The following is a 19,783-nucleotide window of genomic DNA, read 5'->3' on the forward strand; positions in this document are numbered from 1 at the left end:
AGTGTTACTGCGGAATCTGTAGTGTCTAAAGAACCATTACTACCCACGCCTGTAGAACTTTTAATATCGTCACTCATTATTATATTCCTAATGTTATTCGTCATCATTTGAAGGTTAATAAAGCTTAGTCAGACAGAGTGTTAAGCCTGTCTGACTGAGTTGCTCGACTGTGCTTATACCAGGGCTAATTCACTCTCCTTATCAAGCTCAGTTTCAAGCTTATTGGTTTCTTTAACCTTTTCGACTTTGATGGCGCAGATCTTAAACTCGGGGATCTTGGCAACGGGGTCAAGGGCGTTGATGGTGAGTTTATTCGCTGCAGCCTCGGCGAAGTGGAACGGCAGGAATAAGACGCCAACTTGGGCACGTTTAGTCACAAACGCGGCTATCTCAATCTCACCGCGACGTGAGTTAATGCGCAACATATCACCATTAGCGATACCTAGCTTCTCGGCGTCATAGACTGAGATCATCACCCGTGGTTTTCCTAGCTCATCGAGTCCGGCTGTCTTGCGGGTCAGGGTGCCGGTGTGGAACTGCTCCAGCAAACGTCCGGTTGACAGGGTTAGCGGGTACTCACCACAAGGAGGCTCGGCAGGCAATCGATAATCCATGGCTCTCATCTGGGCGCGGCCGCGAGTAAACGTTTTCATGTGCAGTATTGGTGTGCCGGGATGACCTACCTCTGGACAAGGCCATTGCAGGCCTGCGATACCTTTTTGGTGTTTGGATCCATCGTCTCCCAGCTAATCCCACCATATTGCGGCGTGACTTGGGTGATCTCATGCCAAATCTGTTTCTCATCCGTATAGTCCCAATTGGCCCCCAATGCATTGGCAATGCTCTGCACTATCTTCCAGTCGTGTTTGGCAATGCCTGGCGCCTTTACGGCAACCTGCAGTTGTTGCACGCGGCGCTCGGTGTTGGTGAAGTGGCCCAATTTTTCGGCGAACGACAATGCCGGCAAGACCACATGCGCCATGGCGGCGGTTTCGGTTAAGAAGATGTCCTGAACGATCAATAGCTCGGCTTCTTTTAGCGCTTCGACCACATGGGTCTGATCGGGATCGCTTAGCACTGGGTTCTCACCCATAACATAGAGCGCTTTGAGCTTGCCCTTCGTCAGTGCCTGCATCACTTCTGTGGCGGCTAAGCCGATTTTGTTTGGCAGCGTCTCATTGCCCCAAGCTTGCTTGAAGTGTTGCTGCACCGCTGGGTCGTCGACCTTTTGGTAGCCAGAGAAGTAGTTGGGTAGGGCGCCCATATCACAGGCTCCTTGAACATTACTCTGGCCGCGCAGTGGGTTGATACCTGCGCCGCGTACGCCGATATTGCCACACAAGAGTTGCAAGTTGGCGATGGCAGTGACGTTGTCATGACCCGAGGTATGTTGGGTAATACCCATGGCATAGTAGACTGCTGTTCTTTGGGCGGTACCTATCATCTTGGCCAAGGTGGCAATTTCAGCCCCATCGACGCCGGTGATGAGTTGTGCATTGGCTAACGAGTATTTCTCTTTCATAACCTCGCTGCGGAGCGCTTCAAAACCATCGACTCTGGCTTCAAGGTAGGCTTTATCATGCCAGTTATGCTTGATGATCTGCTGCATCATAGCGTTAAGTAGCATCACATCGGTGCCTGGCTTGTGGCACATATAGAGCTCGGCGTGATCAGAGATATCGACGCGCTTAGGATCGGCCACGACCAAACGCGCACCATGATTGTGGATCGCTTGCTTAATCTTTGAAGCAATGATTGGGTGGGCATTGCTGGTGTCAGATCCAAGGATAAAGATCAGATCCGATTCTTTAATGTCAGGAATATCATTGGTCATCGCACCACTGCCGAGTACGTCATACAAGCCGGTTACAGTGGATGCGTGACAAAGACGGGCGCAGTGGTCGATATTGTTGGTGCCGATAATGCTTCTAAACAGCTTTTGGAAGACGTAGTTATCTTCATTGGTGGCTTTGGCTGAGGCTAGTCCAGCAACGGCATCACCGCCGTGGGTAGCTATGATGTTACTGAGTTTGTCAGCGATATAATCGATGGCTTCATTCCAAGACACTTCAACAAGCTCGCCATTTTTGCGGATCAGTGGCTGGGTGAGTCTTTGCTCACTACCAATAAAATCAAAACCAAAGCGGCCCTTAACGCACAACATACCGTCATTAACAGGCGAGTTACTATCGCCGCTGATGTGCTTGATGGTGTTGTTTGCTGTGTCCACATGCATGATCAGACGGCAACCTATTCCACAGTAGGTACAGACGGTGGATACTTGGTTGAGTTTATCGGTCACGCCCTGAGTCTTGTCTCTGGCATCGACCAGTGCGCCCGTTGGGCACACTTGCACGCAACTACCACACTGCACGCAATCACTGTCTTTCATGCTGGTGTTAAAGCCGACACGTGGTGCACGGCGCTCTGATGATAAGCTTGAGCTGGGTAATGCCTGATAGTGGTTTTCAGACTCAAAACTAATGGCACTATGGCCGCACTTACTATGACAGATATCGACGCAGGCGCCGCAACTAATACAGCGGTTAGCATCGAAAGTGATAAAGGGACTGGAGTTATCGACGCTAAACTGACGCGGCGCCTCCGCTGAGCTTTGGGGCGCTAACGACTTACTGTCGACTTTATATTCGGTGGCATAATTGCGCAGCTTGCAATCGGTATTGGCCTGGCAGGCACACTCAAGGCAACGCGCGGCCTCTTTCATGGCTTCGTCGTTTGCAAAACCTAGCTCGACTTCGCTAAAGCTCCCCAGTCTTTGTGACAGGTTAAGCTCTGGCATTTTTGCCTTAGCTTCGACTTTGGTGTGGGGGTACAAGTCTGCCGACAGTGAGGCTGTTTTGGTCGCCTTAGTGGCATTGAATTCAAACTTTGTCAGTTCACACGTCAGGCCCTGATTGAGCAGCTTCTCGATGGCGATGGCGGCTTTACGACCGTCGGCGACAGCGGCAACAGCAGTGGCTGGTCCGGTGCGAGAATCACCGAGGACAAACAGTTTGTCGGTGCCTGATGACTGGCCTGCAGACATGGTGTAGTCACATCCTTGGAAAGTGTTCCAGCGGGTGAGGGCAAGCTTGCCGGTTGATAGCTGACCTTGGGGATCGTTAAGGAAATCCATATCTGGGGTTTGCGAAACCGCAGGGATCACGGTATCAAACGCTTGAGTGAAGGTTTCACCAGTAGGAACGGGAGCGCGTCTGCCAGAGCTATCGGGCTCGCCAAGGGCCATTTTCTCAAAAGTCACGCTCTTAACGCGGCCATGCTCATCGCCGTGGTTTTCAATTGGATTGGTAAGGAGATGGAACTTTATGCCTTCGTGTTCGGCTTCGACTATCTCGTAATCTTCCGCTGGCATCTCTTCCTTGGTACGGCGATAGATCAAGGTGACGTCGGCGCCTTCACGCTTGGCGGTGCGGGCACAATCGATGGCGGTGTTGCCGCCGCCGATAACAGCCACACGTTTGCCTGTGGTATAGGTTTTATCTAAGCAGTGATCTTTAAGGTAGTCGACGCCTAAATAGCAGCCTTTAAGATCGGAGCCTGGGTAGTTCATCGGTACTGCTTTTTGTGCGCCAATGGCGAGACAAACCGCATCGAAGTCCTCTACCAGTTGCGTGAGGTGAATTTCGTGGCCCAACCTGACATTGGTTTCAATGTTTAAGCCGTTTTGACATAAGAGATCGATCTCTTTGTCGAGGATCGCTTTAGGCAGGCGACATTCAGGAATGCCGTACCGTAACCAGCCGCCTGCTTTGGGCATCATTTCATAAATGGTGACCTCATGGCCCGCATTTGACAGAAAGTATCCGGTGCTAATGCCTGCAGGGCCGCTACCAATAATGGCGACTTTCTTACCAGTGGCTGGGGCTCTTGGTGGCACATAGCTCTCACTATCGTTAAGGTCTAAGTCGGCGGCGTGGCGCTTAAGTTGTCTTATGGCAACGGGCTCATCGACTAAGCCGCGACGACACTCTGCTTCGCAAAATGCCGGACAAACTCGTCCGATTGAGAGCGGCAGTGGTAAAGTCTGCTTAATGACCTTAATCGCTTCTCTATGGTTTCCTTGGGCGATATGAAAAAGATAAGACTGTACATCGACGCCAGCGGGACACGCCTGCTGACAAGGGGCTTCGCAATCGGCAAAATGATCGCTTAGAATTTCGGTCAGTGCGGTTTGTCTTAGTAAACTCAGCTGGGCTGATTGGGTGATAACCTTTACCGTCTGTTCATCACTTGAATAGAGAGAATTGAGCTGGGTATCACACGCTCTGACAATAACAGGTTTACCTTGCTGGTGAATCCCTGAAATATGTACTTCCACCTGACACAAGTTACAGTGGCTTTTCTGATTATTGTTTGTGGAAAAGCTGGCGTCACTATGTTGATGACATAGATTAGGAATTGTGATCCCAGCACTTTTTGCAATGTCGAATAAGGTTGCTTGTGGACTAACTGTGAGCCGTTTACCATCAATTGTAATTTTTTTCATGGCGTTACCTTAATTATTCCATCTCGACAGTTGGCTTTGATGAGGAGATGGTACGAGCATACCTGTGATCAAGAAAAAGAAGACAGCTTGCGTTAATAATTGAAACTTAGGTGGTTAGTGTGTTTCAGGGCTTACTTTAGCTCTTTGAGGATGTCATCAAAATGATCTCCGGCTTTGCCGGAGGTCATTTTCCTTATTAAGTCTAAAAGGTCCTGATTGCGTTAAAGGTGATATTTCACAATCACCGAATAGGTGTTTTGATCGATCCCTTCGACACCGTATTTATTCTTCCAGTAGTCGTATTCGATACCGACATAAAGGTGGCCTTTGCTGCTTTCGCCCATAATGGCTGCGCCTAAGTCATATTTAAGCTGTGGATTAACGTGTATCCCTTCAGAGTAATTGGCATCATCTACGGCAAAGACCCAGTCCACATAGCCATCGAAGACTATGCTTGAATTGCCAACAGGGAACTCAATCTTAAATGAGGGAGATACTTGCCAGCCATCACTGATGTTGTCATCACTGATCGCCGAGCGACGGAATAGGTTTAAATTAAAGAAACTAAAATATGGGATATCAATATCTGAGCCAACACCGTAAAGAAAGCTCTTAACTGGCCCTTCACCTTCTTCTAAGCTTAAGGCTAGGGATAGATCCGTTACCGGTCCAAAGCCTACCTTAGTATCAAAAATTTTCCCGGCACTGAAGCGCGTGGTTATTTCGCCGTAGGTGGTTTGTTCCTTATCCACATTAGAGCCATTAAAGTAGGTGACGTCTTGAAAGGCAAACCAATCACCGTATTTCCAACCGCCGGCGGTTTCAAAGGTCAGCGTGGTTTGCTTTTCTGATGGAGCGAGGTCATAATTTTCGCCATATAGTGCAGTGACACTCACATCCCACCAGTGGATGATATCGCCTGCAAAAGCCTGTGGTGTTAGTAGTAAAGTTGCAAAGATCCATTTATTATTCATTTTTATAACCTTTTAATATTTGATTGTTTTTATTTATTCACTAAGCATTAAATTAAATTGCCCATCCGCCAGCATAAAATACCACTAGAATTATACAGATAATAACAGTGCCTACATTGAGCTTGCGCCAATCACCGGAAATAATTCGTCCTACTACAAGTGAAGTAAAACCAAGCATGATACCGGTAACGATATTGCCAGTAAGCACGATAAACACAGCGCAGATTAGGCCTGAAAGGGCATCGACTGAGTCATTCATATTCAGCTTGCTAACATTGGATAGCATTAGCAGTCCCACATACATCAAGGCTGGTGCGGTGGCGTAAGCAGGAACCAGATAACTCAGCGGTGCCAGAAAAAGCATACAAGCAAAAAGTCCACCAACAACCGTAGCTGTTAAGCCCGTTTTGCCCCCAGCTGCAGTACCAGCTGCAGATTCGATGTAGACCGCTGCAGGTGCACCACCCACTGCGCCAGCAAAAATGCTGCTGATCGAGTCTGATGTCAGCGCCTTACCGCCATTGATGATTTGGCCCTTGCTATCGAGCAAGTTGGCTTGGCCTGCAACGGCGCGAATGGTGCCAGTAGCATCGAAAATAGCCGTCATCACCAAGGCTAGAACACTAGGTAAAATCAACGGGTTGAGCGCCCCCATCACATCCATTGTGCCGATTAAGGAGTTCTCGCCGCCAAAGTCAGGCATAGCAAAGAGTCCCTGATATACCACCTTAGGATCGAAGATAAGCCCAAAAATTGAAATCGCGACGATCACCAATAGGATCCCACCGGGGATGCGGCGTTTTTCAAGTCCCAAAATTGCTGCTAAACCTAACACTGACATTAAAATTGGCAGGGAGGTAAAGTCACCGAACGCCACCGGTAAGCCTGCGTGAGGGTTTTTAACTACAAGGCCAACACCGTTAGCGGCAATCAAAAGTAAAAACAATCCGATACCTATACCAGTACCATGAGCAATACCGGAAGGTAAGTTAGTTAAGATCCACTGCCGCACTCCAGTCACACTAATGGCGGTAAAGATTAACCCCATCAGGAATACTGCTCCAAGCGCAACGGGGACACTCACTCCTTGACCCAATACTAAGCTAAATGCAGTAAACGCGGTCAGTGATATAGCGCAACCAATCGCCATAGGCAGTTTTGCCCACAAGCCCATTAACAAGGAGCCAAACGCGGCAATTAAACAAGTGGCAATAAACACCGCGCCGGGATCGAACCCCGCCGCACCCAGCATACTCGGTACCACTATGACCGAATAAACCATGGCTAAGAAAGTGGTCACTCCGGCAATTAACTCCTGCCGGACCGAGCTCCCTCGTTTGGTTATTTCAAAATAATTGTCTAAACGATTCCGTGAAACTAACTCATTTTGTTTTAATGATTCATTGTCTACCGTATTAGTATCTGACATCTCATCTCTTCCTTTATTGCCACAGAAATGGGCTTAACATCACCTCGCAAGTGTCTATTTGACTTCAAGCAAGCTCGTCACGGCAAAGCACACTAGGATTTAATCCGTGACTTGATGTTTAAATAGCGTGTCAATTTTTTAATATTGATTTTTATTTTCAGCCCATATTTCCCAAATATGCCTAGTAAACAGAACTAGGCATGCCTTTTAAATTAGTAGGTAATTTATGTGCGCTCGAAAACCAGACGACCATCGACATAGGTACGATAAATACTGCGATCGTCTCCTAAGGTGATCAGCACAAACAGCTTCTCAGCTAAACATTTTGAATTGTCATATCTCAATTGTTGCAACGGCGTAGCACAGGGATCGATCACCACAAAATCAGCCTCTTTGCCAATATCAAAGTTGCCTATGAGGTGATCAAGCGACAGGGATTTTGCTCCACCTAAGGTTGCCATATAGAAGGCTTCAAATGCCGATAGGCGATACTCTTGTAGCTGCATCACCTTGTAAGCCTCATTCAAGGTTTGCACTATGCTAAAGGTGGTTCCCCCACCAATATCTGTACCTATGCCAACCTTTACATTGCGTTTCCATGCCTCTTTGAGATTAAACAGGCCGCTACCGAGATAGAGGTTAGAGGTCGGACAAAATGACACGGCGGAATCGGTTTTTTGCAAACAATCCCATTCACAGTCTTCGAGGTGAATACTGTGGGCAAATACACTCTTAGAGCCAGTAAGCCCGTGATGATGATAAACATCTAAGTAGCTAGCGCGATCAGGAAATAGCTCTTTTACCCATTGAATCTCCGACTTGTTCTCACACAGATGTGTATGGACATAAGTATCAGGGAACTCGCGCCTAAGCTTGCCAGCCATATCCAGTTGCTCAGGCGTAGATGTCGGTGCAAAACGCGGGGTGATGGCATAGAGTAAGCGCCCTCGTTTATGCCACTTCTCAATCAAGGCCTTACTCTCTGAATAGCTAGTTTCAGGGGTATCGACGAGGTAATCTGGTGCGTTGCGATCCATCATCACCTTGCCTGCAATCAGGCGCATATTGATGTTTTCCGCTACTTCAAAGAGTGAATCAACGGATTCCGGATGCACAGTACCAAATACCAGCGCTGTCGTGGTGCCATTACGCAGCAGTTGTTTGATGAAAAACTCAGACATCTCTTTAGCGTATTCTTTATCTTTGTAACGAGCCTCGGTGGGGAAAACATAGTTATTCAACCACTCCAGCAACTGTTCGCCATAGGCGCCGACCATCTCGGCTTGAGGATAGTGAATATGGGTATCGATAAATCCAGGCATCACAATTTTACCTGGATAAGTGCGGATTCTAACGTTAGCTGGAATTCGAGATTTCCCCTCCTCCCATGTGCCTACCCACTTAATACGGCCGTTGGCCACGAGCAATAAACCATCTTCAATAAATCGTAAGTTCTTTTCTATATCTTTAGGGTTTGAAACAGTACAAGCGATATCCAATATCGATGCCCTGATTGCTTTGACTGTATGGCTATATTCCATGGTGACCTCTAATATTATTCATCATCGAGTGTTATCTCGATTGGTGGTTGAGCACTATCGACAGGTGTTATTTTTATGTTTTTTGCTTATTAAATTGAACGCTAAACACGGGTTACTTTTATTTGGGCAGCTTCTTTATCGGCAAGCGCGGTATTGCATGACTCACACTCCTTTATCTGCTCTCTCAATGACTCACGTTTCTCTTCGGCGCACTGAGCCTCATCGGAGCGACTCACTCTAAGTACCACGTTAAGTAGCAGTGCAACCAAGGATCCAGCAGTAATGCCTGAGCTGAAAATCACTCTAATAGAATCGGGGAAATGGGCCAGAATTTCTGGGCGCATGGTCACAGCCATACCAATGGCAACGCCTACAGCTATGATCAGCATGTTACGTTTAGTGAAGTTGATGCGAGCTAGAATTCCGATACCTGATGAGATGATCATGGCGAACATCACCAGTCCCGCTCCACCAAGTACGGGGGATGGAATGGTCACAACCAAGGCGCCAATCTTAGGGAATAATCCGGCAAACAACATAATAAACCCTGTTAATGCCACCACGTGACGACTCGCAACCCCAGTGATAGATACAATGCCGACGTTTTGACTAAATGATGAAAACGGCGTGGTGCCAACCGTCGATGCGAGTGCACTACCCACGCCGTCACAAAGAATACCTCTGGAGAGTTTTTTACCCGTGAGCTTGGTGTGAGTGGCATCACTTAGGGCCAGAAAGTCCCCTGTGGACTCCATAATCGTGACCAGATAGGCAATCGACATGCCTATAATGCCGCTGATAGTAAAACTAATGCCAAAGGGCAATATCGTTGGTAATGCAAAACTCTCGGCGGCATAAACAGGGGTGAAATCTACTATGCCTAGCATCATAGCCACGAGGTAACCGACGAACATGCCGATAACGATAGCGGCGGCTGAAAAGATACCTTTACCCCATTGCGACAGAGCAATAACCACCACCAGCACCAAGAAACCTAGCGCCAAATTACCGTGTTGACCATAGGTTTCTTGACCCACAAATCCCCCTGCAAACCAGTCGACGGCTACCGGTAAAATAGTCAAACCAATAAGTAGCACGACTGTGCCTGATACAACTGGGGGGAATAATTTACGAATTTGCGGCATAAAATAACTGCCGATAATCATCACTAGAGATCCGATAAGCGCTGAGCCAAAAATGGCAGAGACACCGGATTCCAAACCGATGGAAATCGATATGGCTACAAAAGTAAAACTGGTGCCCATCACCACAGGAAGTCGAATTCCGATAGGTCCTAGCCCCTTGCACTGGATCATAGTGACAACGCCTGACACCATAAGAGCCGCATTAACTAAAATGACCATTTCATTGGTGGGCAAGCCTATGGCAGAACCGACAACGAGTGGCACAGCAACGATGGCCCCCATAGCTGCAAGCATATGTTGTAGCGCCAAAATAATACTGACGCTCATAGGTGGTTTATCTTCAACTTGATATAACAGTTTCATCTCGAATCCTTTTCTTCGCTCTTAAACGGCGAGTTTGGTGCCTAAACAAGTTCAATTGAGGTTCAGTAACAATCAATACTCGACGTTTTAGGTAAATTTCAGATCAAACAACTTATAGAAAAATGGCCAAACAACTAACGTGATATGTAAACGGCAAAGTTATAGGGACGAACTCGAGAAATTCGAATTCGTCCAGCTTTTTAACACTAACGATTAAAACAAGAGTTACAGTTTATTGAGTCCAGCTAATACCTTTTCAGATGTGAAAGGCCAATCTCTTATCCAGACACCACAAGCATCATGGATGGCTGTCGCAATTGCTGGGGCAGCGCCATTGACACCAATTTCAGAGATAGATTTCGCACCATAAGGACCGACCTTATCGTCACTTGGAACCAAAACAGCCCTAAAGTCTGTCGGGATATCACCTATCATAGGTGCACCATAGCTCTTAAGATCTCGAGTCAATGGATTGCCGCTAGCATCATAGATGAGCTCTTCAGTTAAACTGTGACCGATGGCTCGCAGACTGGCGCCGTAGATCTGTCCTAAAGCCAGATCCGGATTGATTGGTGTGCCGCAATCGAGCAGAGCATAGAACTTCTCTAGCTTGATCTCTCCGGTGCGTACATTGACGGCCACTTCAGTAAAGTTTGCGCCATAAGGGAAGGCAAAGAGTGGGGTGATGAAGCAACCACTAGCAAGCAACTGTCCCCAGCCTGTGCCACTTTCGGCGCGGTGGGCGATATCAAAATAGCTCACTTTACCTTTTTTACCTTTCACCAAGCCAGGCGCTACAATAGCGACATCTTCAACAGGTTCGGACAACATCTCGGCGCCACAGGTTAAGATCTTCGTGCGCATGTTTTCGGCAGCGATTTTAGCGGCATTACCAGAGAAACAGGTACCCGATGAAGCGTAGGCGCCCTTATCAAATGGAGCATGATCGGTATCACCCGAGTGAACAGTAATGTCATCTAATGGACAACAAAGTACCTCAGCGGTGAGTTTCAGTAGTACAGTATCGAGTCCTGTGCCGATATCGGCGCCACCAGAGTGGACGATAAAGGTACCATCTGATGCCATCTTGATGGCGCAGTTAGCCTGATCGATATCGGGGATCCCTGATTTTTGTTGAATGATGGCCACGCCTCGTCCTACTCGCCAGTCACCATCGGTTGGCTTGTCACTATCCCAATTAATCAGCGCACGGCCCTGTTTAAGAATGGGCTCAAGGGCACAACTCATCGCTTTTGGAATAGAGGTGGGCATCTTGCCCTCACCGATAGCCCCAAGAATTTTAAGCTCTTGGCCTTCACGTACGCGGTTTTTCTCAACCATATCCAGATGATCGATACCCAATTCCTCTGCCATCTCTGCCATCACCATTGTTAGCGCGAAGTTCCCTTTAGGGGCGCCATAACCTTGATATGCCCCTGTTGGACAGATGTTGGAGTAATAGGTCGTCACGCGAAAATCGACGTTTTCACAAGGATATAGTGGCAGTGAAAGTGCTGGACCATTACAAGGAACCGTCAAGGCATGATTACCATAGGGGCCAGTATTGGCGAGAAAATCCATATCGATGGCGGTGAGTGTGCCATCTTTTTTAGCGCCGATTTTTACTTTGATTTTAGCTACGTGACGGCTAGTGTTGGCGATAAATTCCTCTTCACGAGTATAGTGAAAATAGACGCCACGGCCGGTTATCCAGGTCGCCCAACCACAGACATCTTGCAATAACACATCTTGCTTAGAGCCAAATCCACCCCCTACGCGCTCCTTAATGATGTGGACTTTATTCTGTTTTACGCCGATGATTTTTGCTACCTGACGACGCACATGCCAAGGCACCTGAGTTGAGTCATGCATGACTAAGCGGTCACCATCCATATAGCTATAACAGATATGAGTTTCCGTCGGCAGTTGCTGCACTTGCTTAGACTCATAAGTGCGCTCGATAATATGATCTGCCTCGGCAAAACCTTTATCTAGGTCGCCAATATGACCGCGTACGCTGGCAGCAATATTTTTTCTAGGAAAACAGCCGATGGGGAAGTTGACGATGATCTTGCCTTCATTAATATCGGCATTAGCGTTTTGCGCCTCAAGATCATCCGGTGCCCCCACAAGATACTCAATCGGACCGTTGTGTATGATAGGAGCATCTGCAGCGCGAGCCTCATCTATGCTTAACACTGGCTTAAGCACCTGATACTCGACCTCAATAAGTTTAAGCGCCTGCTCAGCTATCTCTACCGACTCAGCGACCACCGCGGCGACGCGATCCCCTACATGACGCAATTTTTTGCAGAACATGCGTCGATCTAAAGGTGAAGGCTCAGGAGCGCTCTGTCCTCCAGGGGTATAGGCAATATCGGGGCAGTTCTTATGGGTAATAACGGTCACTACCCCGTCTAAAGCTTCGGCCTTACTGACATCGAGATGGGTGATCCAAGCATGGGCGTGAGGGCTACGTAACATCTTAATGACACAAGCTGAGTCAGGAATTCTATCCTCCACATAGCAAGGTTTAGCTTGCACCATTATGGCAGCATCAGTTTTAGGAGTGTTCTTACCAATAAAGGTCAAGTCATCCCTAAATTCTGGGGCATAACTGGATTGTAGATCTGGATCTGTTAGTCGCGCGACAGCGAGTTCAATGACTTGATAATACTGTTGATAACCCGCATCTCGACTAAATATTCCCGTTAACGCATCATCAATCTCAGCGCGATTTGGGTTAGGATTATGTTTAAGCAGCTCAGTTAGTATCAGCGCCATGGCGGGATCGTTATAACCTGATTGCACCACGCCCACATCAACCATTGCCTGTTGCACATGATTAAGTTTATTCCACTTCCCTAATGATTCAGCGGTATAAACTTGGCTATCTTCAAGTTGAGCCGCTATAAGCAAGGAGGCGTTCATCAACTGACCATTAACTAAAATCGTATCCGATCCACTAAAACCAAAGCCATCATCACTGTTGCGCACCGAGTGGTAACCGAGCTTATGTAGCAAGGTCTGAACATTCTCACCAACACGACAAGTCAACACCGTTTTATGGTCGTTTATTGTTAGGTTAATACTCATAATTAAACCTCCTTTACTAAGCGTTGGCACTCGATAAACAGATCCGTCACTAAGATGCCGGCAATATACTGTTTATATTCGATACTGCCGCGAATATCAGCTTCTGGGAATACAGCTTGAGCGACGGATTTTTCTAGTGCCTCTTCATCTAAATGTTGGGCTTCGATATCGGTCAGTCTGACGGGGATGCTATAACCAGATCTGCGGGGAGACACGCCATCTATGGCTATAATCGTTTCGCCTGTTTGCGATAGTGACACCGCGGCATTAATTATCGATAAACCTGCTGCTGAGCGCGTCATATTGAAAGCCAGACAAACAAGGTTTACATCTGGAATAACCACTTGCACAATCAAGTTACGGCTATCTTGTTGCAGATATTCTTCGATTGAAATATCGCCGGCATCGGCGGTAATAACGTGGGCCTTTAATGCCATCAGTGTGGGTAATAATAAAGATTCGTCTTGGTAAGCGGCAATCTCGCCACCGAGTGTGGCTTGATTACGTAGATGTTTTGAATAGATAAACTTTGCTGCCTGCTTAAGCGCATAAGGCGTTAATTCGCTATCAATGAGCGTTTGAACTCGGCACATTGTGCCTATATATAGAGCTTGGCCTTGTAGCTCAATCTTGTCGAGTGATAGATGATCTAAAGATATCGCTATCGTTTTCTCAGTTAAGGCTGGCTTTGCATTGAGTTTCGAGCCTCCAGCAAACCAGGTTGCACTGGCACTATATTGCTGCATCAAATCCAATGCCTGATCGGTATTGTCAGGCTGTAAAAATTGCTCAATCATGATACTTCCTTCTCAGAGTTTCTTATTTTGAAACCATCAATAAAATGCAGCTTAAAGAGGTGCTGCAAATAAACAGATAAGAGCAACTATTAAGCCAAAATCATGATTAAGTTCATTAATGCCTATTTTTTATGACCCGGGTCAAATTTAGCGATGCGCAAAATATGAACTTGTAGTGGTATGAGTTAGTTGAGGCAACAAGTGTTATATGTTGGTAAATTATCCACGTAATAGATGATTGATATAAAAGCGAAGGTGGGGCTAAGAGGGGGTTTTCAGTATCAAAATAAGAAAAGGCTATCATATTGAGACTGATAGCCTTTAGAAGGGGACTCGCTAATAATCTGCTCGTTATAAGCCAGTTTGTGCAACACCCACTATTCAAACAGAGAAGTAGATAGAGTTAGTGTAGTTCCTTGAAAACGCCTGAGATAAATGACTTTTCGCAATAATGGCACTTAAGTTTCACTACATCTGATTCTTGTTTGATATTAAAGCGGCTATCTACAGGCTCATTGTGACTGATACAGTTGCTATTAGGGCAGCTTAGAACGCCAGCGATCTGCTTGGGTATGGCGACCTTAAACTTCTTAACCACCTCAAATTTTTCAATCACATTGATGGTCGCCTGAGGCGCAAATAGGGCCAATTGGTTGGCCTGATTTTGATCGAAAACCGTGTTTTCAATCTTGATTAAGTCTTTATGTTCACCTGCATACGTAGGTAGATTCAACCCTATGGTTATACGCTGATGTCCCTTTGAAAGTTCAAAGAATTTTAAAATTTTGATACCTTGACCAGGCGCAATATGATCGATAACAGTACCTTGTTCAATAGCTTCAACTTTTAAATGCTTTTTCATTACTGATCTCCAAATTCGTTGGTCAATACCAAGGCAAGCAAGGCCTGACGTGCATAAACGCCATTTTTAGCTTGTTGGAAATAGTAAGCATAAGGAGTGCTATCTACATCGGTGGTGATCTCATCAACTCTAGGTAAGGGATGTAATACCTTAAGGTTATCCTTTACGCCTTCAAGCATCTGAGCTGTTAAGATAAAACTTGATTTCATATGTTGGTATTCAGTTTCATCGAAGCGCTCTTTCTGCACTCGAGTCATATACAGAATATCCAGATCCGTGAGTACGCCATCTAAGCTGTCATACTGAGTGAATGTACAGCCTTTCTCCCTAAGTTCATCGATAATGTACTCAGGCATAGATAGTGCTGGAGGCGCAACAAAGTGGAATTCACAATCAAACAGAGATAAGGCTTGGGTCAGTGAATGAACGGTACGGCCATATTTTAGGTCGCCGACAAACGCCACCTGTAGCTTATCTAAGGTCCCTTGAGTCTCATAGATACTAAATAGGTCGAGCAGGGTCTGAGTCGGGTGTTGATTCGAGCCATCGCCACCATTAATAACAGGAACCGATGAAAATTCACTAGCAAGACGCGCAGCGCCTTCTTGATTATGACGCATAAAAAATGCATCACTATAAGAAGAGATCACTTGCACCGAATCAGCCAAGGTTTCACCTTTTTTGCCCAAAGAGGTATTGCCACCGTCAGGGAAGCCAATAATGCTACCACCCAATCTTTGTACTGCTGTTTCGAAAGACAGACGAGTTCGGGTCGAGGCTTCAAAAAAACAGCTGGCGATGACTTTATTCTTCAATAAATCTGGGCGAGGGTGTTGTTTCAGTTCATTTGCGGTAGAGACTATCAATTCTAGCTCAGCGCGAGACAAGTCGGTGATTGATATAATATCTTTGTTAAATAGAGGGTTACTCATTCTTGCAGCGTCCTTTTCCGATAGTGAAATCGGAGTGAAATTGTACTCGTTTACCACCAATGAGTATAGATATATCCTGCTAGTTCGAGATGTATATCTGATCTTTTACCAACCAGTGTAAAGACTTGCTCTGCTCTGATTGGTATTAATACTCGTTAAGTAATGCTAATACCAACTCCGTTAATAATGTGGTCATTCAGGTATGCCACTTCTGCTTTGCATTGACTTAAAAGGGAGTAACCATTTTTTCATCAATGCGCCTTGAATTGAAAAACCTGAGTGGCTCTGAACTGATCACCTATATTAATGGAATTGGTATATCCAACGACGTAATAAATTCATTGCCGCGCACCTGCGATATTCGGCACTGGAACGCCGGTCGTCAATAGGCGAAATTTGATTGTTATAGTGGTCGAGTATTTCATTACGTATTTTGTCAGTTGTTAATGTCGTGGCTTTGCGCCCAATGAGGCTATTTTCAAACTCAACACTTCTTACCACTGTTGGCCCTACAGCGCCAAATGTCAGTCGCCAATCCATAATAATACCTGACTCTACTCTTACGGCAGCCAATATTGACAGCTTGGTCAGAGCATTAGCGGCGCGAGTACCTACTTTATGATAAAAATAATCATCGAACCATGGCAATGTCAGACTAACACTGATCACAATTTCATCGGCATTCAGCGCTGTTTTACCCGGTCCTAAAATAAACGCCTCTATGGGTAACTGTCTGCTACCTTGCTCACTGGCAAGATCTACATGAGCGTTAAGCAAGTAGAGCACAGGTAGCATGTCAGCTGCTGGAGAGGCGTTACACACATTACCAATCAAGGTTGCCCGATTTCGAAGCGCAGGGGCACCAATACGTTTTGCGGCGTCTTTGACCATAAAGGGAACTGATTCATGGGCTATCAACTCCTGCAAGGTCACCCCAGCTCCGATTATTACTTTGGACTCGACGCCTAAATTCATCAGTTTAATCGTTTTAAGGCCTGCAATATCATCGAGAAACAGTACCGGAGCATCACTATCAATTCGGTTTTCCAGACCGCGCACCATGATATCGGTACCGCCAGCAAAGAGTGTGGCGTCGTGTCGCGCTTTATAGCTCAACGCCTGCGTTAATTGAGTTGGACGATAGATCTTTACCATATCTCCTCCCACTTCTTCGCAGCAATCTTGGCCGCTTCAACAATCATCCCGTAACCGGTACAACGACAAAGATTGCCTGCTAAAGCCTGACGAATTTGCTTATCCGTCGGCGTTATATCCGCATAAGTGCGATTGTCGAGCAGATGATAAAGCGCCAGTACCATAGAGGGTGTGCAAAATCCGCATTGCACGCCTTTGGCCTCGAGCAGTGCATTGATAACGCACTGTCCCTTAGCGGTATCCCTTAATCCTTCAAGGGTGACCAATGCGGCTCCCTTGGCCTGAATCGTGGGCATCAAACAGGTATTGACCATTACATTATTCATAATGACAGAACAGCTGCCACACTCACCTTCGCCGCAGCCCTGTTTCGCCGCCTGCATGTGTAATTCATCCCTTAAGGTGACAAGTAAAGATTGCAGTGGGTCGACATCGACGCTGATCAATTGGCTATTGAGTTTAAAACTAATCTTCATTGCCTTGCTCCTCTTGAGTCATTGACGCTAAATCATCTCCCTTGCCATAAAGTATCGAGCACACTACTTCTGGAGTCACTGGAATAGCATTGATGGGATGATTAATGGCGCACTCAATTGCTGCGCAGTAAGCTGCTGCGCCACCATTATGGGTTAACTCGCCGCCACCTTTGGCTCCTTGAGGGCCATATTGATAGGGGTTATCTACCACTGAACTGTGGATTTCTGGTACATCTAAGGCGGTAGGAATAACGTAATCAGCCATATTAGTTTGTTGGAATCGACCCTCGTTATCGAGGGTCATCACCTCAAGACCTCCGTAACCCAATGCCTGTACAAAGCCACCGTCTATCTGACCCTTGAATACAGCCTCATCGATGACATGTCCCACATCATAAATCGCCCATAGGCCTGTTATCTCACTGACGCCTGTGGCGCTGTCCACTTCAAGTTCGACCACATTGATGCCATAACTGGTCGTCTGATAAGCATTGCCTTTAAATGTCTGCTGATCCCATTGATGGTAATCAGGTTTACTGTATCTTTCCTCGACATTCTGTGCTGTGCCAGTTAGCCAAATATCAGCCAATTTTTTTGCTGCTCTTTCTAATAGGTAACCCACAATCACAATGGAGCGAGAAGCCACCGTTGGACCCGAGTCTGGTACGTGCTCAGTGTCGGCAACACCGAGTCGGACTGAGCTCAAATGACACTGGAGTGCATCCGCCACTATCTGACAAAATGTCAGGCTTAAGCCTTGGCCTATATCGGTATTAGATACTTGGATCTCAATCTTATCATTGGCATCTTTCACTAGACGCACAACGGCCTTAACTAAGGTGGCTTCAAGATCGCCAGCAAAGCCACAGCCATGTTGAAACAGGGCCATTCCTATACCAGATAACTTGTCAGCAGTTCTTACTTGCTGGCGGTAGGCTTGTACTTTGGCGTGATAATCACTGGTCTTACAAATCTCGGCATACATCTTCTCCAGCACTAAGTCACCAAAGATATCGGCGCCAGTGAGTGTTTTAGATTGAGTGGTGAGCAGATGGGCACGCTTAAATTCAGCGGCATCTAGGCCTAATTTATTCGCAATATGATTAAGGTGAGTTTCGATACCAAAACAAGTCTGTGGTGAGCCAAATCCTCTAAAGGCGCCGCAAGGGACGGTATTGGTCGCCCAAGCCGTCGCCTCCACTGCCACATTGGCAATGTCGTAGACATTAGTACAGGAAGTAATGGCCCGCTGTAATACGATCCCTGAGAGGCTAAGGTAAGCACCAGCATTGATATCTATCTTGACGTCCATAGCCACGATTTTGCCCTGGCTATCGACACCGGTTCGATAGTGAAAGTTAATAGGATGACGTTTAGGTGTAAAAGCCATATCCTCACTGCGCGAAAGCACGAGTCTTATCGGCTGTTTTAATCTTTGCACAGCAACGCAAAGCGCACCAGCCAGCACATCCGGGTAATCTTCTTTACCGCCAAATGCTCCGCCTGTGGGGGCTTGTATCACGCGTACATCTTCGCTTCCCAGCACTGCAGATATGCAGTGGTGCACATACCAAGGGCATTGCATCGAGCCTTCGATAACGATTTTCCCATTTTTGGGATAGCCAACAATGCCTTGAGTTTCTAGATATACATGTTCTTGATATCCAGTACTTATCGCTTCTTCAAATATGTGCTCTGCCTGAGCAAATCCCGCTTCAATATCGCCTTTGTTCAGCTTATGGCTGTCGAACACATTCTTCTGTTCATCAATCGCGTTTTTATTATGAATGGCACCCTGAATAAGTCGTTGGGATTCTTGAGGGGTAAACGCTGGGGTTAGCCGTTGATATTCTATGCGGATTAACTTAGCTAAACTATCAAGTACCTTAAGCTCAGGCCCTACCAGCAACAAAATGATTTCACCGAAGTAACGAACTTCACTGTCGGCGAATACGGGCCAGTCTGATTGCACCATCAGTAACTCGTTTTTCCCGGGTATATCTTTTGCACCAAAGATAAAATACCCAGCGGGGAGCTTGGGTAATTTAATATCAATAATTTTGGCTCTTGCACATGTTGAGCGAAACAGCCGCGCTTCTAACAGGTTATCGAAATGGCGATCGCTAATAAATTGAGCTCGTCCCGTCGCTTCTTGCCATTTAAATGGAATATTGCCCCTATCCATAATGCCTCACACTCTCACTTCTCTTAACGAAAAGCAAAAAAGTTAATAAACGCTGCTGTTTTTATATTAAATAAAATGAGTGCAACGTATTTTCATGGTTTGGAATATTAGAGTTGACTCGTCATGTTATTCCAAATGCGCTGAGCCACTATAAATGTGGCTTTAATACCAATTCAGTATAAGAAGTTGATCTACTCAGAGTGTTTTTTGGCAACCTAATTCAAGGCGGATGGATGACATAATGGTTGTTCCCTTATGAATTCATTCAACGCAGAAGTAGGCAGCCAAAAACACTCCTTAAACAGGCGAGTTTTAGCGGTT

At 46.4% G+C, this 19,783-nt stretch carries 11 protein-coding genes and 1 pseudogene; all 12 read right to left on the minus strand.

The window, feature by feature from the left end; all coding sequences use genetic code 11:
• Window positions 1–173 precede the first annotated feature (173 nt).
• Window positions 174–4,507, minus strand: a pseudogene (fdhF, locus tag HWQ47_RS00900) (formate dehydrogenase subunit alpha).
• Window positions 4,508–4,728: 221 nt separating this feature from the next.
• The gene (locus HWQ47_RS00905) at window positions 4,729–5,481 is read right to left on the minus strand and encodes an outer membrane protein OmpK (protein ID WP_269969333.1); all 753 of its coding nucleotides are present in this window, start codon (window positions 5,479–5,481) and stop codon (window positions 4,729–4,731) included.
• Window positions 5,482–5,533: 52 nt separating this feature from the next.
• Window positions 5,534–6,910, minus strand: coding sequence for an NCS2 family permease (locus HWQ47_RS00910; RefSeq protein WP_269969334.1), 1,377 nt, complete (start codon window positions 6,908–6,910; stop codon window positions 5,534–5,536).
• Between the two features lie 224 nt (window positions 6,911–7,134).
• On the minus strand, window positions 7,135–8,451 hold the full coding sequence (gene guaD / locus HWQ47_RS00915) for a guanine deaminase (RefSeq protein WP_269969335.1): 1,317 nt from the start codon (window positions 8,449–8,451) through the stop codon (window positions 7,135–7,137).
• A 101-nt stretch (window positions 8,452–8,552) separates the two neighbouring features.
• A complete protein-coding gene (locus tag HWQ47_RS00920; RefSeq protein ID WP_269969336.1) occupies window positions 8,553–9,959 on the minus strand; it encodes a nucleobase:cation symporter-2 family protein in 1,407 nt (468 codons plus the stop codon).
• 225 nt (window positions 9,960–10,184) lie between these two features.
• The gene (locus HWQ47_RS00925) at window positions 10,185–13,055 is read right to left on the minus strand and encodes a molybdopterin-dependent oxidoreductase Mo/Fe-S-binding subunit (protein WP_269969337.1); all 2,871 of its coding nucleotides are present in this window, start codon (window positions 13,053–13,055) and stop codon (window positions 10,185–10,187) included.
• Between the two features lie 2 nt (window positions 13,056–13,057).
• Window positions 13,058–13,852, minus strand: coding sequence for a molybdopterin-dependent oxidoreductase FAD-binding subunit (ygfM, locus tag HWQ47_RS00930; RefSeq protein ID WP_269969338.1), 795 nt, complete (start codon window positions 13,850–13,852; stop codon window positions 13,058–13,060).
• Between the two features lie 403 nt (window positions 13,853–14,255).
• On the minus strand, window positions 14,256–14,714 hold the full coding sequence (pyrI, locus tag HWQ47_RS00935; RefSeq protein WP_269969339.1) for an aspartate carbamoyltransferase regulatory subunit: 459 nt from the start codon (window positions 14,712–14,714) through the stop codon (window positions 14,256–14,258).
• Window positions 14,714–15,646 (minus strand): aspartate carbamoyltransferase, encoded by a 933-nt coding sequence (pyrB, locus tag HWQ47_RS00940; protein WP_269969340.1) that lies wholly within the window; start codon window positions 15,644–15,646, stop codon window positions 14,714–14,716. The genes pyrI and pyrB overlap by 1 nt, the downstream gene beginning before the upstream one ends.
• Window positions 15,647–15,949: 303 nt before the next feature.
• Window positions 15,950–16,801 (minus strand): FAD binding domain-containing protein, encoded by an 852-nt coding sequence (locus HWQ47_RS00945; protein ID WP_269969341.1) that lies wholly within the window; start codon window positions 16,799–16,801, stop codon window positions 15,950–15,952.
• Complete coding sequence (locus HWQ47_RS00950) at window positions 16,795–17,277, minus strand: (2Fe-2S)-binding protein (protein WP_269969342.1); 483 nt, start codon at window positions 17,275–17,277, stop codon at window positions 16,795–16,797. The genes HWQ47_RS00945 and HWQ47_RS00950 overlap by 7 nt, the downstream gene beginning before the upstream one ends.
• Entirely contained in the window at window positions 17,267–19,462 is a 2,196-nt protein-coding gene (locus HWQ47_RS00955; protein ID WP_269969343.1) for a xanthine dehydrogenase family protein molybdopterin-binding subunit, read from the minus strand. The genes HWQ47_RS00950 and HWQ47_RS00955 overlap by 11 nt, the downstream gene beginning before the upstream one ends.
• Between the last annotated feature and the right edge of the window lie 321 nt (window positions 19,463–19,783).

Source organism: Shewanella sp. MTB7, assembly GCF_027571385.1.
Lineage (GTDB): Bacteria > Pseudomonadota > Gammaproteobacteria > Enterobacterales > Shewanellaceae > Shewanella.

Bases quoted from the DNA above. Each gene is read 5' to 3' on its own strand.
- HWQ47_RS00945 (WP_269969341.1), bottom strand. From the start codon at position 16,801: ATGGTAAAGATCTATCGTCCAACTCAATTAACGCAGGCGTTGAGCTAT.
- guaD (WP_269969335.1), bottom strand. From the start codon at position 8,451: ATGGAATATAGCCATACAGTCAAAGCAATCAGGGCATCGATATTGGAT.
- HWQ47_RS00905 (WP_269969333.1), bottom strand. From the start codon at position 5,481: ATGAATAATAAATGGATCTTTGCAACTTTACTACTAACACCACAGGCT.
- HWQ47_RS00950 (WP_269969342.1), bottom strand. From the start codon at position 17,277: ATGAAGATTAGTTTTAAACTCAATAGCCAATTGATCAGCGTCGATGTC.
- HWQ47_RS00925 (WP_269969337.1), bottom strand. From the start codon at position 13,055: ATGAGTATTAACCTAACAATAAACGACCATAAAACGGTGTTGACTTGT.
- pyrB (WP_269969340.1), bottom strand. From the start codon at position 15,646: ATGAGTAACCCTCTATTTAACAAAGATATTATATCAATCACCGACTTG.
- HWQ47_RS00955 (WP_269969343.1), bottom strand. From the start codon at position 19,462: ATGGATAGGGGCAATATTCCATTTAAATGGCAAGAAGCGACGGGACGA.
- HWQ47_RS00920 (WP_269969336.1), bottom strand. From the start codon at position 9,959: ATGAAACTGTTATATCAAGTTGAAGATAAACCACCTATGAGCGTCAGT.
- ygfM (WP_269969338.1), bottom strand. From the start codon at position 13,852: ATGATTGAGCAATTTTTACAGCCTGACAATACCGATCAGGCATTGGAT.
- pyrI (WP_269969339.1), bottom strand. From the start codon at position 14,714: ATGAAAAAGCATTTAAAAGTTGAAGCTATTGAACAAGGTACTGTTATC.
- HWQ47_RS00910 (WP_269969334.1), bottom strand. From the start codon at position 6,910: ATGTCAGATACTAATACGGTAGACAATGAATCATTAAAACAAAATGAG.